The 24611-nt window shown below is 70.4% G+C and carries 27 protein-coding genes; 7 read left to right on the top strand and 20 right to left on the bottom strand.

All coding sequences use genetic code 11. From position 1 onward, the window contains the following. Positions 1-10: 10 nt before the first annotated feature. The 3 genes from FB561_RS32095 to FB561_RS32085 are packed head-to-tail and all read right to left on the bottom strand — an operon-like array spanning position 11 to position 2238. Positions 11-493: a hypothetical protein gene (locus tag FB561_RS32095; RefSeq protein WP_145813788.1), complete on the bottom strand. Its 483-nt coding sequence runs from the start codon at positions 491-493 to the stop codon at positions 11-13. Continuing rightward, positions 490-861 carry a hypothetical protein gene (locus FB561_RS32090; RefSeq protein WP_145813787.1) on the bottom strand — a complete coding sequence of 124 codons (372 nt, stop codon included), beginning with the start codon at positions 859-861 and terminating at the stop codon, positions 490-492. Before FB561_RS32090 ends, FB561_RS32095 begins: the two co-directional genes overlap by 4 nt. Positions 862-873: 12 nt before the next feature. Continuing rightward, positions 874-2238 carry an outer membrane protein assembly factor BamB family protein gene (locus FB561_RS32085; protein WP_145813786.1) on the bottom strand — a complete coding sequence of 455 codons (1365 nt, stop codon included), beginning with the start codon at positions 2236-2238 and terminating at the stop codon, positions 874-876. A gap of 247 nt (positions 2239-2485) precedes the next feature. Between FB561_RS32085 and FB561_RS32080 the strand changes: the two genes are divergently transcribed. Then, the gene (locus tag FB561_RS32080) at positions 2486-3148 is read left to right on the top strand and encodes a class I SAM-dependent methyltransferase (protein ID WP_145813785.1); all 663 of its coding nucleotides are present in this window, start codon (positions 2486-2488) and stop codon (positions 3146-3148) included. A 268-nt stretch (positions 3149-3416) separates the two neighbouring features. After that, positions 3417-4106, top strand: a complete 690-nt coding sequence (locus FB561_RS32075) for an alpha/beta hydrolase (protein WP_202880965.1) — start codon at positions 3417-3419, stop codon at positions 4104-4106. On the opposite strand, the gene FB561_RS32070 is transcribed toward FB561_RS32075, so the two are convergent. From FB561_RS32070 to ald, 8 genes are all read right to left on the bottom strand, one after another. Continuing rightward, positions 4060-4794, bottom strand: a complete 735-nt coding sequence (locus tag FB561_RS32070) for a pseudouridine synthase (protein ID WP_145813784.1) — start codon at positions 4792-4794, stop codon at positions 4060-4062. The genes FB561_RS32075 and FB561_RS32070 overlap by 47 nt on opposite strands. Then, positions 4787-6700: an SMC-Scp complex subunit ScpB gene (gene scpB, locus FB561_RS39130; protein WP_337692335.1), complete on the bottom strand. Its 1914-nt coding sequence runs from the start codon at positions 6698-6700 to the stop codon at positions 4787-4789. The genes FB561_RS32070 and scpB overlap by 8 nt, the downstream gene beginning before the upstream one ends. Continuing rightward, positions 6697-7749, bottom strand: a complete 1053-nt coding sequence (locus FB561_RS32060) for a segregation and condensation protein A (RefSeq protein WP_145813783.1) — start codon at positions 7747-7749, stop codon at positions 6697-6699. Before FB561_RS32060 ends, scpB begins: the two co-directional genes overlap by 4 nt. A 7-nt stretch (positions 7750-7756) precedes the next feature. Beyond that, positions 7757-7996 carry a hypothetical protein gene (locus tag FB561_RS39125; RefSeq protein WP_337692334.1) on the bottom strand — a complete coding sequence of 80 codons (240 nt, stop codon included), beginning with the start codon at positions 7994-7996 and terminating at the stop codon, positions 7757-7759. A 137-nt stretch (positions 7997-8133) separates the two neighbouring features. Continuing rightward, entirely contained in the window at positions 8134-9255 is a 1122-nt protein-coding gene (locus FB561_RS32050; protein ID WP_238335256.1) for a ParA family protein, read from the bottom strand. A 202-nt stretch (positions 9256-9457) separates the two neighbouring features. Further along, positions 9458-10708, bottom strand: coding sequence for a low temperature requirement protein A (locus FB561_RS32045; RefSeq protein WP_145813781.1), 1251 nt, complete (start codon positions 10706-10708; stop codon positions 9458-9460). A 9-nt stretch (positions 10709-10717) separates the two neighbouring features. Continuing rightward, entirely contained in the window at positions 10718-11659 is a 942-nt protein-coding gene (gene xerD / locus FB561_RS32040; protein ID WP_145813780.1) for a site-specific tyrosine recombinase XerD, read from the bottom strand. Continuing rightward, positions 11656-12771, bottom strand: coding sequence for an alanine dehydrogenase (gene ald / locus FB561_RS32035; RefSeq protein WP_145813779.1), 1116 nt, complete (start codon positions 12769-12771; stop codon positions 11656-11658). Before ald ends, xerD begins: the two co-directional genes overlap by 4 nt. A gap of 373 nt (positions 12772-13144) precedes the next feature. On the opposite strand from ald, the gene FB561_RS32030 reads away from it, so the two are divergent. Beyond that, the gene (locus tag FB561_RS32030; RefSeq protein ID WP_145813778.1) at positions 13145-13885 is read left to right on the top strand and encodes a phosphotransferase; all 741 of its coding nucleotides are present in this window, start codon (positions 13145-13147) and stop codon (positions 13883-13885) included. A gap of 16 nt (positions 13886-13901) precedes the next feature. On the opposite strand, the gene FB561_RS32025 is transcribed toward FB561_RS32030, so the two are convergent. Then, positions 13902-14477 (bottom strand): dihydrofolate reductase family protein, encoded by a 576-nt coding sequence (locus FB561_RS32025; protein ID WP_145813777.1) that lies wholly within the window; start codon positions 14475-14477, stop codon positions 13902-13904. A gap of 159 nt (positions 14478-14636) precedes the next feature. On the opposite strand from FB561_RS32025, the gene FB561_RS32020 reads away from it, so the two are divergent. Continuing rightward, a complete protein-coding gene (locus FB561_RS32020) occupies positions 14637-15464 on the top strand; it encodes an LLM class F420-dependent oxidoreductase (protein ID WP_145813776.1) in 828 nt (275 codons plus the stop codon). 24 nt (positions 15465-15488) lie between these two features. On the opposite strand, the gene FB561_RS32015 is transcribed toward FB561_RS32020, so the two are convergent. Next, complete coding sequence (locus FB561_RS32015) at positions 15489-15926, bottom strand: cupin domain-containing protein (RefSeq protein WP_145813775.1); 438 nt, start codon at positions 15924-15926, stop codon at positions 15489-15491. A gap of 56 nt (positions 15927-15982) precedes the next feature. Here FB561_RS32015 and FB561_RS32010 point away from each other — a divergent pair, with 56 nt between their 5' ends. Beyond that, on the top strand, positions 15983-16582 hold the full coding sequence (locus tag FB561_RS32010; protein ID WP_145813774.1) for an HIT family protein: 600 nt from the start codon (positions 15983-15985) through the stop codon (positions 16580-16582). Here the strand turns inward: FB561_RS32010 and FB561_RS32005 are convergent. Further along, the gene (locus FB561_RS32005; RefSeq protein WP_238335255.1) at positions 16571-17278 is read right to left on the bottom strand and encodes an MBL fold metallo-hydrolase; all 708 of its coding nucleotides are present in this window, start codon (positions 17276-17278) and stop codon (positions 16571-16573) included. The genes FB561_RS32010 and FB561_RS32005 overlap by 12 nt on opposite strands. Between FB561_RS32005 and FB561_RS32000 the strand changes: the two genes are divergently transcribed. After that, entirely contained in the window at positions 17277-18257 is a 981-nt protein-coding gene (locus FB561_RS32000) for a P1 family peptidase (protein ID WP_145813773.1), read from the top strand. The two genes, FB561_RS32005 and FB561_RS32000, sit on opposite strands and share 2 nt — an antisense overlap. Here FB561_RS32000 and FB561_RS31995 read toward each other — a convergent pair. Next, positions 18232-19224 (bottom strand): helix-turn-helix transcriptional regulator, encoded by a 993-nt coding sequence (locus FB561_RS31995; RefSeq protein WP_145813772.1) that lies wholly within the window; start codon positions 19222-19224, stop codon positions 18232-18234. The genes FB561_RS32000 and FB561_RS31995 overlap by 26 nt on opposite strands. A 61-nt stretch (positions 19225-19285) precedes the next feature. Between FB561_RS31995 and FB561_RS38380 the strand changes: the two genes are divergently transcribed. Further along, complete coding sequence (locus FB561_RS38380) at positions 19286-20251, top strand: hypothetical protein (protein WP_202880964.1); 966 nt, start codon at positions 19286-19288, stop codon at positions 20249-20251. A gap of 159 nt (positions 20252-20410) precedes the next feature. On the opposite strand, the gene ribH is transcribed toward FB561_RS38380, so the two are convergent. Genes ribH through ribD form a run of 5 tightly spaced genes read right to left on the bottom strand, consistent with a single transcriptional unit; the run spans position 20411 to position 24434 of the window. Next, entirely contained in the window at positions 20411-20881 is a 471-nt protein-coding gene (ribH, locus tag FB561_RS31985) for a 6,7-dimethyl-8-ribityllumazine synthase (protein ID WP_145813771.1), read from the bottom strand. Continuing rightward, entirely contained in the window at positions 20881-22113 is a 1233-nt protein-coding gene (locus FB561_RS31980) for a bifunctional 3,4-dihydroxy-2-butanone-4-phosphate synthase/GTP cyclohydrolase II (RefSeq protein WP_145813770.1), read from the bottom strand. The genes ribH and FB561_RS31980 overlap by 1 nt, the downstream gene beginning before the upstream one ends. A gap of 3 nt (positions 22114-22116) precedes the next feature. Next, the gene (gene pnuC, locus FB561_RS31975; protein ID WP_145813769.1) at positions 22117-22794 is read right to left on the bottom strand and encodes a nicotinamide riboside transporter PnuC; all 678 of its coding nucleotides are present in this window, start codon (positions 22792-22794) and stop codon (positions 22117-22119) included. Further along, positions 22791-23417 carry a riboflavin synthase gene (locus FB561_RS31970; RefSeq protein ID WP_145813768.1) on the bottom strand — a complete coding sequence of 209 codons (627 nt, stop codon included), beginning with the start codon at positions 23415-23417 and terminating at the stop codon, positions 22791-22793. Before FB561_RS31970 ends, pnuC begins: the two co-directional genes overlap by 4 nt. After that, positions 23418-24434: a bifunctional diaminohydroxyphosphoribosylaminopyrimidine deaminase/5-amino-6-(5-phosphoribosylamino)uracil reductase RibD gene (gene ribD / locus FB561_RS31965; protein ID WP_420371365.1), complete on the bottom strand. Its 1017-nt coding sequence runs from the start codon at positions 24432-24434 to the stop codon at positions 23418-23420. Between the last annotated feature and the right edge of the window lie 177 nt (positions 24435-24611).

Here is a 24611-nt window from a genome sequence, read left to right as displayed (position 1 = left end):
GGTGAGACCGTCAACGGCTGCCGAGTACCGCGGGACTGTCCGGGTAGAGGGTTGCGAGTCCGGCGCTGACACAGCTGGAGGCGGCTTCTTCCCCAGCAGCGGCGACGAAGCCGGCCAGGCCAGTCACCTTGGCCGGCACCGCGACCTGCCGACCAGCCAGGCAGACCCGTACGTAGGCCCGGAGGTCCTCGGCCATCACCGCCGTGGCCTGGTCGGCGTACGCCATGCTCACCGGAGTGAGGTGCTTCTCCTCGCACGCCAGGCCCTGCTGACTCGGCTCCCCGTTCTCGGCGGCGTAGGAGAACGACACCGAGAGCCGGTTGACCGGATCCCAGCCGTGGTTGATCACCTGGACGTCATGGTCGGCCAGGCAGTCGGTGAACTCATCGACAGCCTCCAGATAGTCGGCCTCGCTCACTCTCCCACCGTCGCCGCAGCCGGTACTACCGAGCAGCAGACCGGCTACGGCGCCGAGGCGCAGCAGGCGCATCACGGATAGAGGCTCTTCTGCACACAGTCGGCGCAGCCCCGGTGGATACTCTGCTTCAAGCTGCTGAAGAACGCGCCGTCCTCGTTGGAGGCGAAACGCGCCTTCTGCGGGTCGTGTTTCCAGCCACTGACGTACCACTGGCCGTCCTTGCGGCTCTTGTAGACGATCTTCACCCAGGCGTGTCCGGCGCAGGTGTTGTACTTGCGCTTGGCCGTCTCGGCGAAGTACTTCGAGTTGCTGATGCCGTAGTCGCCACAGCTCCGCTCGATCGTGTCGCTCGCGGCGGCGGCCGATCCGGTCGTCGCGACCAGGCTGGCCGCCGCGATCCCCAGCGTCACGGCGACCGAGGTGACTGTTCGTTTCAGGTGCATGTGTTTCTCCTTCTACTTGAGAATCAGGGTGGCCGCGTAGCCGGCGTCCCGGGAGCTCGGCCGGACGCGGTACAGGGCGAGATGGCCGTCGTGCCAGTCGACGGCCTCGGGTTGGTGCAGCAGCGAGCTGCCGCCGGGGCGGTACGAGCCTCTCGGTGCTTCGGGCAACGTCGCGATCGCGGTCATGGCACCGTTCGCGCGATCCACCTTGACCACCGCGGCCGGGTCGTCCTTGGTCGGCAGCAGGTAGACGAGCGGTTGACCGCCGGCGTCGAGCCCGAGCGGCCCGGACACCTTGTGCTTGGTGTCCCACTCGGATCGCCACAGCGCCTCGCCGGTCCCGACGTCGTACGCCTCGATGCCGTTGCGCTGCTGGAGAAACAGCACGCCGTCGGACAACGCGTGACCGGAACAGTCGTAGAGACCGTCGCTGCCGGCCCGTTCGCAGGGATCGGAGGCGGACCGGTTCGCCAGGTCCACGACGACCTGGTGCTTGCCGGTCCTGGGGTCGACCCGCCAGACCTCCTTCTTGCCCGTACCGTCCAGGACCCGGACGAGCAGCGGGTCCACCGACAACACGCCCACCACCGAGGTCGGCCGCCTGCCGTCCACCGGCAGGTTGTACTCCCACAAGGTCTTGCCCGAGGCATCGAATCCGAGCAGCTGCCGCCCCTTCCGCCCGGACCGCGAGCAGTCCCGGTACGCCAGCCCAGTCGCCCCGAGCGCGTCGTACTGGGTGCTGACGCAGCCCGCCTTCGGATTCGGCTGCTGGATCACCGACCCGGTGGCCAGGTCGAGGATGTGGCCGCCCTTGTCGGTGGGGACGTAGAGCCGGTCGCCGAGGATCGCGGGCCGATGATCGTACTGCGGGAAGTCCGTGAGCACCGGCTCCGAACGGGCCGGACCGGCCGGGGCGACCTCCTTCGACCACACCACCTTGCCGTTGGCCAGGTCGACCACGGTGATGCGCCGGCACCCCTCCTTCCGGGTTCCTTGCAGCACAGCCACGTACCCCTGACCGGACTGTTGCCGGGAGGCCTGGCAGAAGTGGTTGTCCGGCAGCTTCACCGTGTACGCGGTCCGGCCGGCGGCGAGGTCGTACCCGACGAGCGCGTTCGGCATCGCCCGGACCAGGTACTTCTCGGTCCACCAGCGGGCCGGGAAGCCGTCGCCCTCCTTCGGGAGGTAGTTCGCCGCGAACTTGTCCTGGACGACGTAACCGAGCTCGCGGTCGACGTCGAGCCGCGACCCGGCGAAGAGCCCGAGCGGGATCCGGTAGTAGTACAACGCGCCGCCCGCCCCGCCGATCAGGATCACCACCAGCGCCAGCACGACCGCGACGATCGGGCCCTTCTTCCGCGGGGGTTTCCGGTGCACGGGAGGTCCGGGGAACTGCTGCTGGTACGGCGGAAACTGCGGGGCCCCGTACTGCCCGGGCGGCGGGCCGTAAGGGCCGGGACGGCCGGGATGAGGACCGTACGGTCCGGGTGGAGGAGGTGGTTGCACTGAGGACACCGCGGGACCGTAACAACCAGGCAGCAGCGTCCGACACCAGCGGAAAGCGAACAGAAAGCAGTCAGAAAGCCGGTCCGGAGATCAACCAGGCCGTCGGTATCGTCGCACCATGCCTCGTGCCCTGGACAGAACACTGGCCGCCGTGGGTCGCTACAACGACGCACACCCCTGGTCCCACAACGACGGCTATGCGCGGCTGATTCTCCACCACGCGCGGCGCGTCCGCGCAACCGGCGGTACGGACGCCCTGGACGTGGGCTGCGGAACAGGCAACCTCGTCCGCCGATTGGCCAGTGTCTTTCCCTCAGTCACCGGCATCGAGCCCGACGGTCCCACCGCGGAGCACGCTCGGCGTAACACCGCGGACCTCGCCAACGTCCGCATCCTGGCGCAACCGTTCGACGACCTCGACGAGAACAGCTACGACCTGATCACCTTCGTGGCAGTCCTGCACCACTTACCGTTGGAAGCCACCCTCGCCGAGGCCCGCGACCTGCTCCGCCCGGGTGGCCGACTCGTTGTCGTAGGCATCAGCCAGGAATCACCAGGCGACCTCCCCTGGTCGATCGCCTCGCTCGTCCTGAATCCGATCATCGGCACGATCATGCATCCACGACGGTCAACCAAGACCCCGACGCAGATGACCGCTCCGACCGCGATGGCCACCGAAACGTTCGAGGAGATCACCCAGACAGCTGAACGCGTCCTGCCCGGCGCACACCTGAGACGCGCCCTCTTCTGGCGCTACACCCTGACCTGGACCGCCCGCTAGTCAACCAACCGCGGCATGGCCGCATCCTCCGCCGCAGGGTGGAATCCGGGTGGATCTACACCCAGTACTACGGACGCGGGCCGCTCGCCGCTGGCACGGTGATCGCCATGAGACGACGGATCACCGCGGTGCTCGCACTACTACTGACCTTCGCGACGGTGTACCCGGCACAAGCGACCGCGATGACCGTGAGCCTGCCGGCGCCGACCGGTGCGCATCCGGTCGGCACGACGACGCTGCACCTCGTCGATCACAGCCGCCGTGATCCGTGGAACGACGCGCCGACCCGCGAACTCATGACGACCGTCTTCTATCCAGCGGCCACCACCCGCGGGTACCCGCTCGCGCCTCAGCTGGCCCCGGCCGCCGCTCAGGGCTTCGGTCATCCGGGCGAGACGAGCAAGGTGGAGTTCCCCGGCGGCCGGCTGCGGACGATCGAGACGCCTCCTCGCGGCCACTCCCCCGCGGCCTCGACCGTGCGCTGGACCTCAGCCGGGTCGGCGCCTACGGGCACTCTGCCGGTGGTGCCACGGCCGCCGCGTCGATGGACCAGGACCAGCGCATCGATGCCGCCGTCAACCTCGAGGGTTACCTGGACTACTACGGCGGCGAACTCTTCCCGATCGCGCGGCGAGGGACCGACCGACCGCTCCTGCTGGTCGGTACCGACGGCTTCCGCGACGCCCGCTTCGACCGGACCTGGTCAGCCGTGCTCTCCCACGGCGGCCCGGTACGCCGGGTCGAGCTCCGCCGAGCACGGCACTGGATCTTCACCGACTACGCGGCCTTCGCACCCCAACTGGTGCAGGCGAGCCTGATGACCGCCGACGAGCGAGCGCAGTTGGTCGGCGACAACGCGCGCGCCGTTCCCGCCGTACGGACTCTGGTGCGGGCGTTCTTCGATCGGACGGTCAGAGGTCGACCAGGTCCAGGAGCTGGCCGAGCTCCTTGGGGTTGAGCTCGCGGAGTTCGCCGGTGTGCAGGTTGCCACGGCGGACCGGGCCGATGGCGGTGCGGGTGAGGCGCTTGACCGGGTGGCCGACGGCGTCGAACATCCGTCGGACGATCCGGTTGCGGCCCTCGTGCAGGCTCAGCTGGATCAGGGTCCGGCCCTTGATCGTCGAGATCACCTTGACCGTGTCGGCCTGCGCGGACCCGTCGTCCAGCTCGACCCCGGCGAGCAACTGCCGCAGCACGCCCGGCTTCACGTTGCCCTCGACCTCGGCGACGTAGGTCTTGCTGACCTCGTACGAGGGGTGCGCGAGCCGGTGCGCGAACTCACCGTGGTTCGTGAGCAGCAGCAGGCCCTCGGTGTCGGTGTCGAGGCGGCCGATGTGGAAGAGCCGCTCGTCCCGGTCCTGCACGTAGTCGGCGATACACGGCCGGCCTTGCGGATCGGACATCGTGGTGACGACACCGCGGGGCTTGTTGAGGACCAGGTACGCGTGCGCGGTGGTCGGGGGGATGCGTTCGCCGTCGACGCGGATCACCGACACGGCCGGATCGACCCTGGTCCCGAACTCGGTCACCACGGCCCCGTCGACCTCGACCCGGCCCTGCTCGATCAGCAGCTCCGCGTTCCGCCGGCTCGCCACGCCCGCCTGCGCGAGCGCCTTCTGCAGCCGGATCCCGCTCTCTTCACTCATCACTGCCGACACGGTACTGCCCGGCCGCCCCCTCGAGCTCCTCAGCCGGCGCCAATCGCTCGCCCTCGTCCCGCTCGGTGGCCCGATCCGGACCGTCGGTGCCGCTGCCTTCACGGAGCAGCGTCCCCGTACCGTCAGGGCCGTCCACCGCGTCCCGGCCGAAGTCGAGGTCCGCACCCCCGCCGACGCCGTCGCCTTCCTCGAAGTCCGCGGCGTCGCCCGAATCGTCACCGTCATCAGGCGACTCGCCACCGTCGTCGGTGGCGTCGAACTCGTCGTTGTCCCGCAGGCCGGCGCCGAAGCCGTGATCCGACTCGTCGAGGCCGCTCCCGGAGCCTTCCTCGAAGCCGTCGCCCGAGTCGTCCCCCGCGTCCTCCGACTCACCGTCGGCGTCCCCGTCCCCGGCGTCGTCCCCGGCGTCGTCCCCGGCGTCGTCCCCGGCGTCGTCATCGGTGTCGTCATCGTCGGCCGAGTCGTCGTCCGCCGCACCCTCGCTGTCGCCGTCGGTGCCCGGGTCGCGTTCGGTGGTCTCGGGGATCTCGGCCGGATCGCGTTCCTCCTGCTCGAGCTCGGTGGCGCCGCCGGCCTCCAGCTCCTCGGCCGGCTCCAGCTCGCCCTCCTCGTGTTCGACCTCCAGCTCCGGCCCCGGCTCGTCGCCAGGGGTCAGGTCGCCGTCGATCCCGACTCCGCTCGCGGCCGGCGGTGCATCCACCGGCGTGCTGGCGTCCACCGCGGCACCGACGTCCGAGGTGACCGCCTCGTCGGCGTCCGCGGTCGCGTCGCTCCCGGCGGTCGCGGTCGCGTCGGCCGGGTCCGCGGTGCCGTCGGCGACGGAGCTCTCGGTGGTGTTCTGGGCGGCGAGTTCTTCTTCCACGTCGTCCATCTCCGGAAGGTAGGGGGCGAGTTCGGGCAGGTCGTCCAGACTCTGCATACCCATCCGCTCCAGAAAATAAGAGGTCGTCCGGTACAACAACGCCTGCGACTCGGTGTCCGAACCGGCTTCTTCGATCAGCCCGCGGCCGATCAGGGTCCGCATCACGCCGTCCACGTTCACGCCGCGGATCGCGGAGACCCGCGCCCGGCTCACCGGCTGCTTGTACGCGACCACGGCGAGCGTCTCCAACGCGGCCTGGGTGAGCCGCGCCTGCTGCCCGTCGAGCACGAACCGCTCGACGTACCGCGCCTCCTCCGGCCGCGTGTAGTACCGCCAGCCGCCACCGACCTCCCGCAGGTCGAACCCGCGTCGCTGCTCGGTGTACTCCGCGGCCAACTCCGCCAGGGCCCCGGCGACATCACCCGTCGACCGCCCGATCGCCCGAGCCAGCACCAGGACCGGCAAAGGCTCGTCGGTCACCATCAGGATCGCCTCGAGCGCCCGCCGCATACTGACATCGTCGATCAGCCCCTCAGGAGCCAACGGAAGCTCCGCCTGCCCAGCTTCCCCCTCGAAGCCGGCCCCCTCCCCACCACCAGAAGCACTCTCACCGGCGGCGCTGTCGTCAGAGGCGCCCTCGCCGAACGTGGTCTCCTCGGAGTCGCCCTCGCCGGAGGTGCTCTCGGCAGACGTGGTCTCGTCGGAGGCGCTCTCGCCGAACGTGGTCTCCTCGGAGTCGCCCTCGCCGGAGGTGCTCTCGGCAGACGTGGTCTCGTCGGAGGCGCTCTCGCCGGACGTGGTCTCGCCGGAGGCGTCATCCACCGCAACGCCTTCGCCGGAAAGGCTTTCGTCCGGAGCGCTGTCGTCTGTCGCGCCGTCGACCTGGGTGCTGTCGTTGGACGTGGCGTCGGAGGTGTCCGACGGGTCCGGGGGCGTCTGGTCGACGGCTTGTTCGGTGGTCGTGACCGACTCCAGGGCGTCGGCTGTGGTGGCCTCGGCTGGGTGGTCGGTCGGGGTTCGGTCTTCGGTCACTGGTCCACCGTCTCGTTCGGATCGGCCGGGGTGGGGTCCGGGTCGGGGTCGTCGGCCGCGGTCGCGCTGTCGCCGTCCTCGAGGAAGCCGGCGTAGTCCTCCGACACCTCGGGCGCCTCGCCGTCGGTCGACTCGGGCTTCGCGACCTCGTCGAACTCGTCGCTCACGGCGATGTCGCCTTCGTCGGAACCGGTCCACCGGATCGTCAGTTCGCCGAGCGGCGTCACCTGGTCGAACGTGACCGCCGCCTCGCGGAACAGCTCCAGCAACGCCAGGAAGCGGCACACCGTCGTCACCGTGTCCGGCGAGTCCGACACCAGCGTGCGGAACGTCGTACTGCGCTGCCGCCGCAACCGGTCGACGATCAGCGTCGCCTGCTCGCGGACCGTCACGGCCGGCGCATGCAGGTGCTCCAGCGAGACGCCTTCGGGCAGCTTGTCCTTCGGCGCCATCGCGGCCGCCGCGAGCGCCGCGAACTCGGCCGGGTTCACCCCGATCAGCACCTCGGGCAGCAGTTCCGCGAACCGCGGCTCCACCCCCACCGCCCGCGGGAAGCGCCGGCCCTCCTCGGCCATCCGGTCCTGGATCAGCGTCGCGATCTGCTTGAACGCCCGGTACTGCAACAGCCGCGCGAACAGCAGGTCGCGCGCCTCCAGCAGCGCCAGGTCCTCGGCGTCCTCGACGTCGCCCTTCGGCAGCAGCCGGGCCGCCTTCAGGTCGAGCAGCGTCGACGCGATCAGCAGGAACTCCGACGTCTGGTCCAGGTCCCACTCCGACCCCAGCGCCTTGATGTGCGCGATGAAGTCGTCGGTGACCTGGGACAGCGCGATCTCGGTGATGTCCAGCTTGTGCTTGCTGATCAGCTGCAACAGCAGGTCGAACGGACCCTCGAAGTTGACCAGGTGGACGCTGAACCCCTTGCCCGACGACGCCGGCGCATCGGCATCCCCGGTCGCCGGCCGCTCCACCGGTGCCTCCGAAGCTGCCGACTCCGCAGCCGGTACCTCCGACTCCGACGCCGGCAGCTCGGACGTCGAGGCGTCGGTCATGACCGGCTCACTCCGTCGCGGCGCGGAGCCGCTGCACCAGCACCGAGTCGGGACCGTGGTCGACGAAGTCGGCCAGCAGTACGTCGATCGCCTCGCGCACGATCCGGCCGCGATCGGCCGTCAGGCCGTGTTCGGCCCGCAGCGCGAGTCTGGTCTGTTCTAGTCCGAGCAGCTCTTCCTCGGTCACGTACACGGTGATCTTCGTGTCGTGCCGAATCCGGCCGCTCGACTTCCGCTCGTCGACCACCGTCGTCCGGGACCGGCCTGGGCCGGACCGGTCGGCGAGAGCCGGTCGATCGGGAGTGGTGCGTGATTCCGGACGCTTCTCGGGTCTGGTCTGCTTCGGTGCCGTTCCCCCGAACAGTTCACTGGCACCTGGCAGGCTCACCCGGCGGGACAACGCGCGAGCACCTCCTTGGCAAGGTCGCGGTACTGGGTAGCCGCAGATGAGGACGGGGCGTACGTCGTGATCGGTTCGCCGACGACCGTGGTCTCGGGGAACTTGACGGTACGCCGGATGACGGTGTGGAACACGCGTTCGTCGAACGCCTGCACGACCCGGTCGAGGACCTCGCGGGCGTGCGTGGTGCGGCCGTCGAACATGGTGCCGAGGATCCCGACGATCTCCAGCTTCGGGTTCAGCCGGTCCTGCACCTTGCCGATCGTGTCGGTCAGCATCGCCAGCCCGCGCAGCGCGAAGAACTCGCACTCCAGCGGGACGACGATGCCGTTGGACGCGGTCAGCGCGTTCACGGTGAGCAGGCCGAGGCTCGGCGCGCAGTCGATCAGCACGATGTCGTAGTACGGCAGGATCGGCTCGAGCACCCGCTGCAGGGTGTACTCACGAGCCACCTCCTGGACCAGCTGGACCTCGGCCGCGGACAGGTCGATGTTGGCCGGCAGCAGGTCGAGGTTGTCCACCTTGGTCGGCCGGATCACCTCGTCGGGCCGGATGTCGCGCTGCATCAGCAGGTTGTAGACCGACAGCTCCAGGTCGTGCGGCTGCACGCCCAGGCCGATCGAGGCTGAGCCCTGCGGGTCGAAGTCGATCAGCAGGACCTTGCGACCGGTCTCGGCGATCGCGGCGCCGAGGTTGATCGTCGTGGTGGTCTTGCCGACGCCACCTTTCTGGTTGCACATCGCGATCACCTGCGCGGGGCCCCGCCGGGTCGGCGGCTGCACCTCGGGCAGATCCGGGAGTGGCCGTCCGGTCGGCCCGATCTTGATCGCGCCGTGCGGGTCGTTCACAGGTTGGACATCCTCCGCTGTCAGCTTGGCCGTCGGCCGCGGCATCTCGGCGTAGCTGTGCGGTACGACGGTCCGGTGCGACGTGGGCGTGGTCTCCGCGTCGGGCTCCGCGGTGGCGGAGTCCGGTGTGGAGCTGGCTTCGGCGCCAGGTGCGGCGTCGAAGGGGTGGCCGGGGGCGGACGGCTCGGGAGTCGGCGACGACATCGGTTCGATCGACGACGGCAGGTGCTGGGTGCCCGGGAATGTCGACTCGTTCATGACTCGTCAAACCTTTCAACCGATACGGGCGATCCCAGCGACTGTAAGCGTGCATTCAAGCACTCTCAACCAGCCACTCCGCACCGGGGTCGGGTGGTTTGTCGACATAGCTCTCGACCCGGCCGATCACCCCGAGCGAATGACCAACCGTGACGGAATGATCGCACACCGTCTCCATGGCCGGTGCACCGGGGTCAGCATCTCACCGTTGCTCCCCCCACCGGTTGTACGACGCGAACCAGGCGGGCACCAAGTACGCCAGCACCGCCAGCGACCAGGCCGGGAACGGGTGACCGAACAGGGCCAGCAGCAGCGCGGCCAGCAGACTCGGCCCGGCCCAGCCCAGGTACCACTTGAGCGGCGCGCGACCGGCCAGACCGGCGAGCAGGCTGGTCAGCAGGTAGAGCGCGATCCCGCCGAACAGGTACCAGCGGTCCTTGGTGTGCAGGTGTTCGCCGGCCACCGGGATCAGGCCGCCGAGACCGGCCGCGATCGTGACGATCGACGCGGTGACGCCGAGGTGCGCGGGCAACGCCTGCCAGGGCTCGAGCGGCGCCGTACTGCGAGGTGCCGGGGTGAAGCCGTAGAGCGTGGTCAGCCGCCACAGCTGGACCAGCAGCAGGAACCCGACCAGCCCGGCCGCGATCACCGGCCAGGTCCAGATCTCCTCCGAGTTCGTGTCGACGAGCTGGGCCAGCGCCTCACCGAGCACGATGATGACGAACAGGCCGAGCCGCTCGTCCAGGTGGCCGCGTTCCACCTGGGCCACCGACAGCAGCGTGCTCGGCGGCGTCTCCAGCCGGTCCGGGGTCACCCCGCGCCGGAGCAGCTCGGCGAGCCTGCGTTCGTGGCGGACCCGGCGCTCCTGCTGCCGGCGCCGGTACCGATCGGTCATCTGCTGGACCGCTCGCGGGCTCCGCGCGCCCAGCATCGAGGACGCGATGTCGGCCGCGATCGCGATCCCCCACAGCCAGTACGCGGTCGTCGGCGGCACGAACAACGAGATCAGCCAGGGCGCGGACACGACGCTCTGGGTGGCCGGCCAGAACGCGATCACCTGGCCGTCGCGGGCCGCGGACCGGGACGCGATCACCCGGCAGAGCAGGAACGCGACCACGAACACCGCGGTCCGTCCCTCCGGCGCGTCCCCGTGGTCCCCCGGCAGCAACTGCGGCCACACCCCGGGCACCGCCGCGGCCATGATCGCGATCCCGAGCATCGTCCGCAGGACCGCCCGCTGGCGAGTCCGTTCACCGGCCACGTTCGCGTACACGCTGGTGGTGGTCCAGACACTCCAGATCGCGTAGAACATCGCGGCGCAGGCGGCCACCTGCCCGATCGACTCCGCGCCGTGCAGCCGATGCGCGATCTGCGCCGCGGCAGCGACCACGGTCAGGTCGAAGAACAGTTCCAGCCAGCTGGCGTGCCGCTCCTCCGTCGTCTTCTCGGCCACGGCCTCACATTAGGAGGAGGACAGGGCTCGGGGGTGGGAGGTCGCGTAGATCTCGCGGAGCTTGTCGACGGTGACGAGCGTGTAGACCTGGGTGGTGGTGACCGAGGCGTGGCCGAGCAGCTCCTGGACGACACGGACGTCGGCGCCGCCGTCGAGGAGGTGGGTCGCGAAGGAGTGCCGCAACGTGTGCGGTGAGATCTCCTTGTCGATCCCGGCCCGCTGCGCCGCGCGACGCAGTACGGTCCAGGCGCTCTGCCGGGACAACCTTCCGCCCCGTGCGTTGAGGAACAGGGCCGGCGTCCCGCGTCCCCGCAGGACCAGATCGGGACGGCCGCGGACCTGGTATGCCGAGAGCGCGTCGCGGGCGTAGGAGCCCATCGGGACGATCCGTTCCTTGCTGCCCTTGCCGCGGAGCAGGACCGCGCCGGACTCGAGGTCGATGTCGTCCACGTCCAGCCCGACGGCCTCCGAGATCCGGGCACCGGTCCCGTAGAGGAACTCCAGCAACGCCGCGTCGCGGGTCGCCAGCACCGCGGGCTCCGCCTCCGCACCGGCCGCGGCCTGCAGGATCCTGGTCACCTCGTCGACGGTGAGGGCCTTGGGCAACCGTTGCGGCGGCGCCGGCGGTTTGACCGCGGCCGCCGGGTCGACCGCGGTCAGTCCCTCACGCAGGCAGAACTTGTGGAACCCGCGGACCGCGACCACGGTCCGGCCCGCACTCGACGCGGTCAGCGGTGGGTGGTTCTCGTCGCCCTCGCGCAACCGCATCAGGAAGTCGCTGACGACGGCCTCCGAGATCCGGCCGAGCGCCGTGATCCCGGCCCCGGCCAGGTACTCCTCGTACCGGCGCAGGTCCCGCCGGTAGGAGGCGAGGGTGTTGGCGGCCAGCCCGCGCTCGACCGTCAGATGGTCGAGGTACGCGCCGGCCGCCCGGCTGATGTCCCCGCTCAGACCAGCACCTCGTCGAGCTTCAGCTGGTCGGAGTCGTGCGCCTCGGCCACCGGGCCGTAGGTGATGTGGCCGTCGTGTGTGTTCAGCCCGAGCGCGAGGCTGTGGTCCTGCTTCATCGCCTCCCGCCAGCCGAGGTTCGCCAGCTCCACCGCGTACGGCAGGGTGACGTTGGTGAGCGCGTAGGTCGAGGTGTTCGGAACCGCGCCGGGCATGTTCGCGACGCAGTAGAACAGCGAGTCGTGCACCTGGTACACCGGGTCCGCGTGCGTGGTCGGCCGGGAGTCCTCGAAGCAGCCGCCCTGGTCGATCGCGATGTCGACCAGCACGCTGCCCGGCTTCATCCGCGACACCAGCTCGTTGCTGATCAGCTTCGGCGCCTTCGCGCCCGGGATCAGCACCGCGCCGATCACCAGGTCGGCCTGCAGGACGGCGCGCTCGATCTCGTACGCGTTCGACGCGACCGTGCGCAGGTGGCCCTGGTAGATCTTGTCGGCCTCACGGAGCCGGGCGATGTTGCGGTCGAGCAACTGCACCTCGGCCTGCATGCCGAGCGCGATCGCGGCCGCGTTCATCCCGGAGACGCCGGCGCCGATGACGACGACCCGCGCCGCGTGCACGCCGGACACCCCGCCCATCAGCACGCCGCGGCCACCACCGCTGCGCATCAGGTGGTACGCCCCGGCCTGCGGCGCCAGCCGGCCCGCGACCTCGCTCATCGGGGCCAGCAGCGGCAGCGACATGTCGGGCTGCTGGACCGTCTCGTAGGCGATCCCGGTGATGCCGGACTTCAGCAGCGCGTCGGTGCAGTCCCGGCTCGCGGCCAGGTGCAGGTACGTGAACAGGACCTGGTCGCGGCGCATCCGGTGGTACTCCTCGGCGACCGGTTCCTTCACCTTCAGAACCAGTTCGGCGTCCGCCCAGACGTCGTCGGCCGTCGGCACGATCCGTGCCCCCGCGGCGACGAACTCGTCGTCGGTGAGCAACGAGCCCACGCCCGCGCCCTGCTCGATCAGAACCTCGTGCCCGTTGCGCACGAACTCGAGAACACCGGACGGCGTGATCGCCACCCGGTACTCGTGGTTCTTGACTTCCTTGGGAACTCCGACCTTCACTGCTCGCCCTTCTTCCGTCGTCCAGGGGTACGGCCCACATCGTTGTGTCCGCGCGGCCCGGCGGTGAGGGGTCGAATTGCCAGGTCGCTGCCGAGTGTAAGCCCGCGAGGCTCATACCACCTGATCCGATGGTCTTGTCCGGGACCGACGCGCGGGGCGGCTGTCCTGCGGAACGGTTACACTCCTTCGAAGACGTCGTCGCGCCCCGTGAGGTTGACTCCGGAGCGGCCGCTCAGGCCCTGGTGGCGCAATCTTGACGCAATCTTGTCCTCCCCGTTTCCCCAAGCCCTGTTGGGTCCTCGGCTCCGCGCGCGGTCCGGGTGATCCGGTTCAGGGGCTGTCCGCGATCACGTCGTCACAGGAAGGTACTGGCATGGAAGAAGTCGCGTTGACCGGTGGCAACGTCGGCGGCGCGGTCCGGGTCGGCGACACCGTTCGCCGGCCCACCGGACCGTGGACGCCGGCCGTGCACGGCCTGCTGAACCACCTCGCCGCGGCGGGCCTGCCCGGTGTTCCGCGGGTGCTCGGGGTCGACGAGAAGGGCCGCGAGATCCTCGACCACCTACCGGGTGAGGCGTACGGAGAGCGCGTTCCCGACGACGTGCTCGCCGCCGCGATGCGCTGGCTCGCGGAGTACCACCTGGTGGTCGCGTCGTACCGGCCGGCCGGCGTGGTGGTGTGGCGGGCCGGCCAGGGGGTGCTGGCCGACGACGAGATCATCTGCATGCACGACTTCGGGTACTACAACTGGATCGGCGGCGAGGACGGGTTCAGTGGCGTGATCGACTGGGACCTGGCGGGACCGGGGACGCCGCTCGACGACCTCGCGTTCACCGCGTGGAACACGGTTCCGCTCGCGGCGCTGGACGCACCGGAGTACCAGGCCGCGCGGCTTCGGTTGATGGCGGACGCGTACGGCGGGCCGTACACGCCGCTGCAGATCCTCGAAGGCGCCCCGACTCGGGCGGAGCGGTCGGCGCAGGTGATCCGGGCCGGTCAGCGGGCGGGCGACGCGGGCATGCTCAACCTGGCCAAGGTCGGCGAGCCCGACCGGACCGAACGCCGCCTGGTCGAACTGCGCCGCCGCGTCCCCGGGATCGCCGCTCACCTCTAACGGGTCCGCCGCGGAGTCAGCCCGGCTGGAGTTCGTATCGCAGGATCGCGGTGCCGTCGGCCAGCAACCGGTGCTCGCTCGGCCGCAGCCCGGTCGGTGCGAAGCCGGTGCCGAACATCGGGATGCCGCCGCCGGCCACCACCGGGTACACCTTGACCACCAGCTCGTCGATCTCGGGCAGCAACTGCCCGGCCAGGTTGCCGCCGCCGGCCAGGTAGATCCCGTCGCCGTCCTCCTGCTTGAGCGCGCGGATCGCGCCGACCGGGTCCGCCGGAATCACCGTGACGTCCGGGTCGACATCGGCCGGCAACGTCGACGACACCACGTACTGCTTCAGGTGCGGGTACGGGCTGCCGACCCCGGCGTCGAGGGCGAGCGCGTAGCTGTACCGTCCCTGGACGATCGTGTCGAAGCGCTTGCCCGCAGTGGTGAGGCCGAGCTGGTCGCGGGCCTGGCCGGGCAGCGTCTCGGGGTACTCGGTGGCGATGAAGTCGACCAGGTCGGGACTGATCGCGAACATCCCGAGTCCGCCTTCGGGGTCGGCGATGAAGCCGTCCAGCGACGAGCCGACGTAGTACGTGAGAGTGCGCATCCGATCACCCTGGCAGCTCGCGGGCTCATCGACGGTGGTTGCCCGCGCAACCATCGTTGAGTACGGCCGGGGGTGTCGGCGACACTTGCCGCTGGTGCCGAATGGCTGCTCCCCGCCCGGAGTCGCCCCAAGGGAAGCAACGGACGAGAGGAGCACACCGTGGCGGTCGATCTGGGACGGTTCGGGGTCTGGCACACGGCGCACAACTGGGGGCCGGAACTGGCCGCCGGACTGGAGCGGGCCGGCTACGGAACGCTCTGGCTCGGGGGTTCACCGGCGGCGGACCTGCGCGACGCGGAGGTGCTGCTCGCCTCGACCGCGTCGGTGGCGGTCGGCACCAGCATCGTGAACATGTGGCACGCGGACCCGGCCGTGGTGGCCGCGTCGTACCACCGGCTCGAGGAGGAGCACCCGGAGCGGTTCGTCCTCGGGGTCGGGATCGGGCACCGCGAGCGCACGGGTGAGTACAAGGCGCCGTACGAGACGATCGTCGAGTACCTGGACGCGCTCGACGAAGGCAAGGTCCCCGTCGAGCGCCGGGTGCTGGCGGCCCTCGGTCCGCGGGTGCTCAGGCTCGCCGCCCAGCGGACGGCGGGCGCGGTGCCGTACCTGACCACGCCGGAGCACACCAGGCAGGCGCGGACGGCGCTCGGCCTGGGCAAGCTACTCGCGCCCGAGCAGAAGGTGGTGCTGGAGACCGACGAGGGCATCGCCCGGACGGTCGCTCGCGACTACCTCGCCGGGTACCTGAAGCTGACGAACTACACGAGCAGCCTGCAGCGGCTCGGGTTCGGAGAGGACGACTTCGCGGACGGCGGCAGCGACCGGCTGGTCGACGCGCTCGTCCTGCACGGCACCGCCGTCGAGATCGCCGCGGGGCTGAACGCTCACCTGGAGGCCGGCGCCGACCAGGTCGTCGTCCAGCAGCTCGGCAAGGAAGGCCCCGACCTGCTCCCCGGTTACGAGGCGCTGGCCGATGTCCTCTGACGCAGCGCTTCCCTAGCAGGGCTTCTAGCGCAGGGTGAAGTCGGCGAAGTCGAAGCCGGGCGACACCACGCAGGAGACCAGGACGGCTTCGTCCCGCACCGGACGCGCCGCCTGCCACGCACCCGCCGGGACGACGGCCTGCGGGTGCTGGCCCGCGGTGACGTCCGGGCCGAGCACGATCGTCTCGGCCAACTCGGGGTCGTCGCCGGTACCGCCGAGCTCGAGCGTCAGCGGGCCGCCCGAGTGCCACATCCAGATCTCGGCGGAACGCACCTGGTGCCAGCGCGACTCCTCACCGGGAGCCAGCAGGAAGTAGATCGCCGTCGCGCTGGCCCGCGGCCCGTCGTACCCGGCGGGCTCGAACTCGACCTCCGAACGCCAGGTCTCGCGGAACCAGCCGCCCTCCGGATGCCGGGCCAGGTCCAACGCCTCGGCCAACGCGGGCCGCTCCTCGGTCGCCATGCGCGCCACCGTACAACCGGGTGGCGAACCCGGCCGCCGTTGGGCAGAGTGCGGCCATGACCTCGCCCTTCCACAGCAGACTCCCGTACGGCGAACGGGTACCGGCCGATCCCCTGCTCGGCCGGCCGTTCTTCCCCTTCGACGGCGACGTGCAGGTCGTCCCGCTGGCCGAGCCCGTGATCCCGGAACCCCCGCGTGCCGGCGAACCGGGCGGCCAGGACTGCCCGACCTGCGTCGCGCCGGAACAGCAGGCGATCTGGGGCGACGAGCAGTGGTTGCTCAAAGCGTTCGAACCGACCGGGCTGCCGATCGTGACGCTGCTGGTCCCGCGCGAGCACTACCGGCTCGACAACCTGCCGCCCGCGCTGACCGCGACTCTCGGCCCGATGATCCAGCGGGTGGCGGGCGCCGTCCGGGAGATCGAGGGCGTCGGCCGGACCCACTTCAACCGCTGGGGCGACGGCAGCGAGCACTTCCACGTCTGGTTCCTCGCCCGGCCGCTCGGCATGATGCAGTTGCGCGGCGCCATGATCGCCGCCTGGGACGACCTGCTCCCCCGCATCCCCACCGAGGAGTTCGCCGCCAACGCCCGGACCGTCGCCCGCTCGCTCGCGACGATCAGCGGTGAGCCGCTCGGGATCGCGTCAGCTTCCTGAGCGAGGAGCCGAGTGGGCGTCGACGGAGACGGCGTGCTTCTCGGCGAGCAGACGACGGGCCATCGCCAGGTCCGGCCCGTCGTCGTCGGTGCGCAGGTGGAACGGCGGCGGGTAGTAGCAGTCGCCGACCAGCAGCACGCTCGATCCGGGGTCCAGGGCAACGATCGAGTCCGGGGCATGGCTGCCGCCGACATGGCGCAGCTCGACTCCGGTCGGCAGGGTGAGGGCGTCGTCGAAGGTCCGGTGCGGGAGGACGATCGCCAGCTCGCCGAAATCCGGGACGGCGAGCGCACGGGCCCGGAAGCTCGGGCCCAGCTTGGGATCGAGCGCGACCTGATCCCGGAGGTACTGGTGACTCCACGGGCGCTCGGCCTCGGCGGTCAGCAGGTCCACCGCGGACGAGTGCGCGACCACCTCGACGTCCGGCCAGGCCGCGGCACCCCAGGTGTGGTCCCAGTGGTGATGCGTGTAGACGAGCCACCGTGGCGCCGGCAGCCCTTCGGCCGCGATCGCCTGCTGGACCTCACGGGCGTGGGCCGGGCTGTTGCCGGCGTCGATCAGGACGCTGCCGCGGTCGTCGGCGATCACGCCCACGCAGGCGCCGATCGCCTCCGGGTCGGGATCGTGCGGATACAGCCAGACGCGGCCGGCCACGTGCTGCAACTTCTCGCGCATCTGCCCGACGATAGTCGGCATGCAGAAGAGAGTGCGCGAGCTGGGCGTCGTTCCCGGCCACTTGCCGACCGGTCCGCTGAACGCGATCACCGACGTCCCCGGGGTACGGGTCGGCCACACCACCCTCGACGACGGCGCCGACCTGCACACCGGAGTGACCGCGATCGTGCCCGACGCGCTGGCCGGAGACCGCTCCGAGCTACCCGCGGCTGTTGCTGTTGGCAACGGGTACGGCAAGCTGGTCGGGTCGACGCAGGTGGACGAGCTCGGCGTCCTGGAGACGCCGATCGTGCTCACGGCCACGCTGTCGGTCTTCCGCGCGGCCGATGCGCTGCTCACCTGGTTGCTCGATCGCGATCCCGCCGCGGTCAGCCTCAACCCGGTCGTCGGCGAGACCAACGACAGCTTCCTCTCCGACATCCGCCGCCGCCCCATCACCGAACAGCACGTCCTGGCCGCCCTCGGCAACGCGACCGCCGGCCTGCCGGACGAGGGCTGCGTGGGCGCCGGGACCGGGACTTCGGCGCTCGGCTTCAAAGCGGGCATCGGTACGTCGTCCCGCGTGATGGCGACCGGGGTGGTCGGGGTCCTGGTGCAGGCGAACTTCTCCGGCGTGCTGCGGGTCCTGGGTACTCCGGTCGAGGCGCCGCCTTCGGACCGCGAACCGGCCGGGAACTCCTGCATGATCGTCGTCGGCACCGATCTCCCGCTGGAATCCCGGCAACTCTCCCGGGTCGCTCGGCGCGCGATCTTCGCGATGGGGTCGGTCGGTTCGGACTACGCACCAGGCAGCGGCGACTACGCGATCGCGTTCAGTACCTCTCCTGGGGGCCGCCTTCCCGACAAGCAGCTCAAGCCGGTGTTCCAGGCGACCATGGAGTCCGTCGAGGAGGCGCTGCTCAACTCGTTGACGATGGCCCGCACCGTCACCGGGTACCGCGGCAACACCCGGCACGCCGTACCGCACGACCTGGTCAGAGCGGCTGCTCGTAGAGGCTGACCACGGACCGGGCGAGGCGCTGCAGTTCGTCGCGGAGTTCGGGTGGTTCGAGGACCTCGAGCTGGTCGCCGAAGCGGATGAGTTGCGTCGCCGCGTTGCCCACCGACTCGATCGGAACGACGGCGGTCACGGTCCCGTCGTCGTCCGGTACGGCCGCCTCCACCGCCTTCAACAGCACCGGGAACGACAGGTCCTTCAACCGACGCGCGAGCCCCGCCGACACCCGGACCACGCATTCCCCGGTGAACCGCCGCTGCTCGAAATCGTCCAGGTGCTCCTGCCAGTACGTCGCCAGCTCGAACCGCCGGGGCCGGGCGAACTCCTCCTCGGTCGGCGTCAGCTCCAGGATGTTCGACACCCGGTACGTCCGCGCGGTCCCCGACGAGGACTTACCGGCCGAGGACGCGGCGACGACGTACCAGCTGCCGTTCTTCAGCACGAGCCCGTACGGATCGAGGACGCGCTCGACCTCCCGCGGCGCCTCCCAGCGGCGGTACAGCACGGTGATCCGCCGATCGTGCAGCACCGCCTCGGCGACGGCGGCGAGATGCGGTGCGTCCTCGGCCTCGCGGTACCAGGCCGGCAGGTCGAGGTGGAACCGGTTCTTCAGCCGACCGGCCCGATCGCGTTGGTCCGGTGCCAATGCGGCCAGCAACTTCAGCTCTGCGGCACTGGTCTCCGCGGTGAGCCCGAGCGCGGCCGCGGCCCCCGGCATCCCGACCAGGAAGAGCGCGGCGGCCTCCTGCTCGTTCAGCCCGGTCAGCCGGGTCCGGTACCCGTCGATCAGCCGGTATCCCCCGGCCCGCCCCTGGTCGGCGTACACCGGCACGCCTGCCGCCGCGAGCGCCTCGACGTCGCGGTAGATCGTCCGCAGCGACACCTCGAGCTCGCCGGCCAGCTCACGCGCGGTCAACTGCTGACGGGTCTGCAGCAGCAACAGGATCGACAGCAGCCGGCTCGAACGCATGCTTCGAGAGTACTCACAAACGCTGCCACGAACTGTCAGGTTTCGTCGTCAGGCTGGCTCCATGACCGAATGGACGAAAGAGACCGGCGACTTCGACTTCCTCACCGGGGACTTCGACGTCGTGCACCGCCAGCTGGTGAAGAGCGGCGGTGACGAGTGGGAGGAACACGTCGGCACCTGCAGTGCGCGGACCCACTTCGACGGCGCGATCAGCATCGACGAGGTGCGCTTCCCGGCGAAGGGCTCGTACGGGTTGTCGCTGCGACTGTTCGACCCGGTGGAGCAGGAGTGGTCGATCTACTGGATCAACAGCCGGACGTACGAGCTGGGCCCGCCGGTCCGCGGCCGGTGGGAGAACGGTGCGTGCCGGCTCGTCGGCGAGGACGAGCACGAGGGACAACCGATCCTCGTCAGCTACTCCTGGTCGGACGTCACCGCGACCACGGCGCACTGGGAGCAGTCCTTCTCCTTCGACGGCGGCGAGACCTGGGAACTCAACTGGACGATGGACTTCACCCGCCGCGACACCCCGGCCCCCGCGCTCGACATCCCGAAGGTGACGGGCGACTTCGACTTCCTGGTCGGCGAGTGGGACATGCACAACCGCCGCCGCCGGCCCGCGCTGGGCGAGCCCGCCGAGTGGTACGAGCTGGAGTCGAAGATGAAGGTGTGGAGCCACTTCGACGGCGCGATCAGCTTCGACGAAGGCTGGTTCCCGTCACTGGGCTTCCGCGGCGCGACCTTCCGGTACTTCAACCCGTCGACCGGCCAGTGGTCGATCCATTGGATCAACAGCCAGCGCGGCCGGCTCGAGACTCCCGTGATCGGCTCCTTCGACGAGCACGGGAACGGGATCTTCGAAGGCCCGGACGAGTGGGAAGGCCAGCCGATCGACGTCCGCTTCCGGTGGACAGCGGGCCAGGACAAGGCCGCCTGGGAGCAGTTCTTCTCCACCGACAAAGGCGAAACCTGGATCTCGAACTGGCAGATGCAACACACCCGCACGAGCGGCGCGACGACGGTGTGACCCGCGCGGCCGGCCGGCTCTCACTCGGAGGACCCCTGAAACTCAGCTGGCCGGGTTGGCAGGACGGCTACGAGGACAACATCAGCTCGCTGCGAGTGGACCTCTGCTGAACCAGGTGGGCGGGCGGCATGGGGGGCTCGCCGCCTGCCCACCCAGGGTTCAGAGTTGCTTGATCGCGGCCAGGGTCGACAGTGCTGCCTGGGCCGATTCGTAGCCCTTGTCCTCGCGGGAGTCCGGTAGGCCGGCGCGGTCCAGGGCTTGCGGGTCGTTGTCGCAGGTGAGGAGGCCGAAGCCGACCGGGACGCCGGTGGTGACGCCGACCTGCATCAGGCCCTCGGTGGCGGCCTGGCAGACGTACTCGAAGTGCGGGGTGTCACCGCGGATGACGACTCCGAGCGCCACCACCGCGTCGTACCCGCCCTTGGCCGCATGCAACGTGGCCACCGGGAGCTCGAAGGACCCCGGCACCCGGATCACGGTGTAGTCGGTGACGCCGGACTCGTCGAGCGCCCGCAGCGCTCCGGCGACCAGCGCGTCGGTGACCTTCGGGTGCCACTGGGCCGCGACCACCGCGACCTTCGCGCCCTCGGCCCTCGGGGTCTCGATCGTGGGTGCTCCGCTGCCCGACATCAGGTGGCTCCGTTCTCGTCGGTCCCGGTGGGCAGGTGGTGGCCCATCCGGTCGCGTTTGGTGCGCAGGTAGCGCAGGTTGTGTTCGGTCGGGTCGATCGACAGGCCGCGCCGCTCGACCACGTCGAGGCCGTAGCCCTGGATACCGGCCAGCTTGTCCGGGTTGTTCGTGAGCAGCCGGACCGAGCTGACGCCGAGGTCGGCCAGGATCTGCGCGCCGGTGCCGTAGTCCCGGGCGTCGGCGGGCAGGCCGAGATCGAGGTTCGCGTCGACCGTGTCCCGGCCGAGGTCCTGCAGCTCGTACGCCTGCAGCTTGTGCAGCAGCCCGATCCCGCGACCCTCGTGCCCGCGCAGGTACACGACGACGCCGCCCTCGGTCGCGACCTGGCGCATCGCCTCGTCCAGCTGCGGACCGCAGTCGCACCGCAGTGACCCGAACACGTCACCGGTGAGGCACTCGGAATGCAGCCGGACCAGCGTCGGCCCGTCACCGAGCTCACCGCGGACCAGGGCCAGCTGCTCCGACCCGTCCACGGTGTTCCGGTAGCCGTGGGCCACGAAATCGCCGTACCGGGTCGGCAGGGTCGTGGTCGCGACCCGCTCGATCTGGCTCTCGGTCCGTTGCCGGTAGCTGATCAGGTCGGCGATCGACACCATCACCAGGCCGTGCTCGTCGGCGAACGCGCGCAGGTCGTGCCCACGCTGCATCGTGCCGTCGTCGTTGACCAGCTCCGAGATCACCGCCGACGGACGCAGCCCCGCGAGCCGGGCCAGGTCGACCGCGGCCTCGGTGTGCCCGGGCCGGACCAGGACGCCGCCGTCGCGGGCCCGCAACGGGAACACGTGCCCCGGCTGGACCAGGTCGTACGGCTCGGACGCCGAATCGGCCAGCACCCGGATCGTCCGGGCCCGGTCGGCCGCCGAGATCCCGGTGGCGATGCCGTCCCGGGCGTCCACCGAGACCGTGTACGCGGTGCGCATCTTCTCCCGGTTGTTCGGCGTCATCAGCGGGATGCCGAGCCGGTCCAGCTCGTCCGGTTCCATCGGGACGCAGACCACGCCCGAGCTGTACCGGATCAGGAACGCGAGCAGTTCGGGCGTCGCCTTGGACGCCGCGAAGATCAGGTCGCCCTCGTTCTCCCGGTCCTCGTCGTCGACCACGATGACCGCACGTCCGGCCCGGATCTCGTCGATCGCGTGCTCGATCGTGTCGAGCTTCAGTACCTCGCCCATCGGTTATCCCACCACCACTGGTTCCGGCGTCACGGCGACGCTCTCGCGTTTGTTGATCCGCCACCACTCGGCGAATCCGAGGACACAGAACAACCCGTAGACGACGTACATCGCGGCCGACGGGTAGAAGTGCGACTGGAGCAGCAGCGGCACGCCGACGACGTCCACCGCGATCCAGATCAGCCAGAACTCGACGAACCCGCGGGCCATCCCGTAGGTCGCGAGGATCGAGCCGGTGAGGATCCACGCGTCCCACTGCGGACCCCACGAACCCAGCTCGCGGAGCACGAAGTACGAGATCGCGTAGAGCGCGACCGCGGCGCCGAGCAGCTGGAGCCGCTCCCGCGTGGACGCCCACCGCGGCCGGACCCCGGTCGCGGCGCCACCGTGCCGGGTCTGGTACCAGCGGTACCACCCGTACAGGCTGACCAGCGCGAAGAAGACCTGCCGGCCGGCCTGGCCCCACAGGTCCTTGTCCTGCGGGGTGTCGAACAGCCCGCCGACGAAGACCGTGAACAGCAGCACGTTGCCGACGATCCCGACCGGCCAGGCGGCCACCAGCCGGCGCATCCCGAACAGCGCGCTGGCCAGGCCGAAGACGTTGCCGACGATCTCCCGGACCAGGACCTCCGAGCCGGCGATCGTCACCCGCTCGTGCAGCAACCAGTCGAAGACGTTCACTCCTTGCCTCCGGCCACCACATCGGTCCCGGCGGTGAGCAGCCGCTCGACGTACTTGGCGATCACGTCGACCTCGAGGTTGACGGTGTCACCGACCGAGTTGCGGCCGAGCACGGTCAGCTCCAGCGTGGTCGGGATCAGGCTGATCCCGAACGTGCCGGTCGCGTCGTCCACGTCGGTCACGGTCAGCGAGACGCCGTCGACCGCGATCGAACCCTTCTCGGCGACGTAGCGCAGGATCTCCGCCGGGGCGGCGATCCGGACGACCTCCCAGTGCTCCGCGGGCTCGCGGGCGGCGATCGTGCCGACGCCGTCGACGTGACCCTGGACGATGTGGCCGCCGAGCCGGGCGTGCGCCGCGACGGCGCGTTCCAGGTTGACCGGCGACCCCTTGCCGACGCCGCCCAGGCTGGTCCGCTGCAGGGTCTCCCGCATCACGTCCGCGGTGAAGGTGCCGGCGCCGGTCTCGATCACGGTCAGGCAGCAGCCGTTGACCGCGATCGAGTCGCCGTGCCCGGCGTCCTCGGTGACCTTGGGGCCGCGGATGGTGAGCCGGGCCGCGTCCTGTTCGAGCAGTTCGAGCGACTCGACGGTGCCGAGTTCCTCGACGATTCCGGTGAACATTCAGTGGGTCCTTTGGTCGAACGGCGTGAGAGTCAGCCGGACGTCCTCGCCGAGGCGGGTGACGTCCGCACAATGGAACCGCCGGAGGTGGTCGATCGATTCCGCGCCGAGATCCCCGACGGCGGAGTACCCCGAACCGAGTACGGCCGGCGCGACGTACGCGACGATCTGGTCCACCAGCCCGGCGCGCAGGAAGGCGGCGGCCAGCGTCGGCCCGCCCTCCAGCCAGAGATGGCGAATGTGGTGGTCGTCCAGCTGCCGGAGCACCTCGGCCGGGTCGTGGGTCGGCAGCATCAGGGTCCGGGCGTCGTCGTTGCGGACCCGGGCCGTCGACGGGATCTCCCGGTCGCCGACCACGACCCGCAGCGGCTGGCGTCCGGTCGGCCGGCCGTGCTCGTCGCGGACGGTCAGCACCGGGTCGTCGTCGAGCACGGTCTGCGTCCCGACCGCGATCGCGTCGCACTCGGCCCGCTTGCGGTGCACGTCGGCGCGGGCGAGCTCACCGGTGATCCACCGGCTGCTCCGATCCGGGGCGGCGCTGCGTCCGTCGAGCGTGGTGGCGAACTTCCAGGTGACGAACGGCCGCCCGATCCGGACGCTGTGCAGCCAGACGTGGTTGACCTCCTCCGCCTCCCGCTGGAGCACGCCCGCCTCGACAGCGACGTTCTTGGTCCGCAGCTTCTCGGCGCCGCCGGCGGCCTGCGCGTTCGGGTCCGGCACGGCGTACACGACCCGCGCGACCCCGGCCTCGATCAGCGCGTCCGCACAAGGCCCCGTCCGCCCGGTGTGGTTGCACGGCTCGAGCGTCACGTACGCCGTGCCGCCCCGTGCGTTCGGACCGGCCATCCGGAGCGCCTCGACCTCGGCATGCGGGCCGCCGGCCACCGCGTGGAATCCCTCCCCCACCGGATGACCGTCCGGGCCGGTGATCACACAGCCGACGACCGGGTTCGGATGCGTACTCCCGATCCCGCGCGCGGCCAGCTCGACCGCGCGCCGCATCCAGGCGACGTCGATCGGCGAAGTGTTTGTCACTGACGATCCCTCGTTGTCACGGACGCACACCGGGGCCATGACAACCGGCCGATCCGCACCGGCGGGACCGAACCACCCACACCGCGGCTTCACCGCGGGCAGCCGTCGCGACCTGATCGGTCACGCGACACGACCCACAGGCCGCGCCGTCCGGACGCC

Source organism: Kribbella amoyensis, assembly GCF_007828865.1.
GTDB classification, from domain to species: domain Bacteria; phylum Actinomycetota; class Actinomycetes; order Propionibacteriales; family Kribbellaceae; genus Kribbella; species Kribbella amoyensis.
This window is presented reverse-complemented; position numbering and strand designations above follow the sequence as displayed.

Excerpts from the sequence above, each read along its gene's own strand:
- FB561_RS31970 (WP_145813768.1), bottom strand. The coding sequence starts at position 23,417 with ATGTTCACCGGAATCGTCGAGGAACTCGGCACCGTCGAGTCGCTCGAA.
- FB561_RS32090 (WP_145813787.1), bottom strand. The coding sequence starts at position 861 with ATGCACCTGAAACGAACAGTCACCTCGGTCGCCGTGACGCTGGGGATC.
- FB561_RS32080 (WP_145813785.1), top strand. The coding sequence starts at position 2,486 with ATGCCTCGTGCCCTGGACAGAACACTGGCCGCCGTGGGTCGCTACAAC.
- FB561_RS31980 (WP_145813770.1), bottom strand. The coding sequence starts at position 22,113 with ATGGGCGAGGTACTGAAGCTCGACACGATCGAGCACGCGATCGACGAG.
- FB561_RS32005 (WP_238335255.1), bottom strand. The coding sequence starts at position 17,278 with ATGCCGACTATCGTCGGGCAGATGCGCGAGAAGTTGCAGCACGTGGCC.
- FB561_RS32060 (WP_145813783.1), bottom strand. The coding sequence starts at position 7,749 with ATGACCGACGCCTCGACGTCCGAGCTGCCGGCGTCGGAGTCGGAGGTA.
- FB561_RS32010 (WP_145813774.1), top strand. The coding sequence starts at position 15,983 with ATGACCTCGCCCTTCCACAGCAGACTCCCGTACGGCGAACGGGTACCG.
- FB561_RS32030 (WP_145813778.1), top strand. The coding sequence starts at position 13,145 with ATGGAAGAAGTCGCGTTGACCGGTGGCAACGTCGGCGGCGCGGTCCGG.
- FB561_RS31995 (WP_145813772.1), bottom strand. The coding sequence starts at position 19,224 with ATGCGTTCGAGCCGGCTGCTGTCGATCCTGTTGCTGCTGCAGACCCGT.
- ribH (WP_145813771.1), bottom strand. The coding sequence starts at position 20,881 with ATGTCGGGCAGCGGAGCACCCACGATCGAGACCCCGAGGGCCGAGGGC.
- FB561_RS32050 (WP_238335256.1), bottom strand. The coding sequence starts at position 9,255 with ATGAACGAGTCGACATTCCCGGGCACCCAGCACCTGCCGTCGTCGATC.
- FB561_RS32000 (WP_145813773.1), top strand. The coding sequence starts at position 17,277 with ATGCAGAAGAGAGTGCGCGAGCTGGGCGTCGTTCCCGGCCACTTGCCG.
- FB561_RS38380 (WP_202880964.1), top strand. The coding sequence starts at position 19,286 with ATGACCGAATGGACGAAAGAGACCGGCGACTTCGACTTCCTCACCGGG.
- FB561_RS32070 (WP_145813784.1), bottom strand. The coding sequence starts at position 4,794 with ATGAGTGAAGAGAGCGGGATCCGGCTGCAGAAGGCGCTCGCGCAGGCG.
- FB561_RS32025 (WP_145813777.1), bottom strand. The coding sequence starts at position 14,477 with ATGCGCACTCTCACGTACTACGTCGGCTCGTCGCTGGACGGCTTCATC.
- FB561_RS32015 (WP_145813775.1), bottom strand. The coding sequence starts at position 15,926 with ATGGCGACCGAGGAGCGGCCCGCGTTGGCCGAGGCGTTGGACCTGGCC.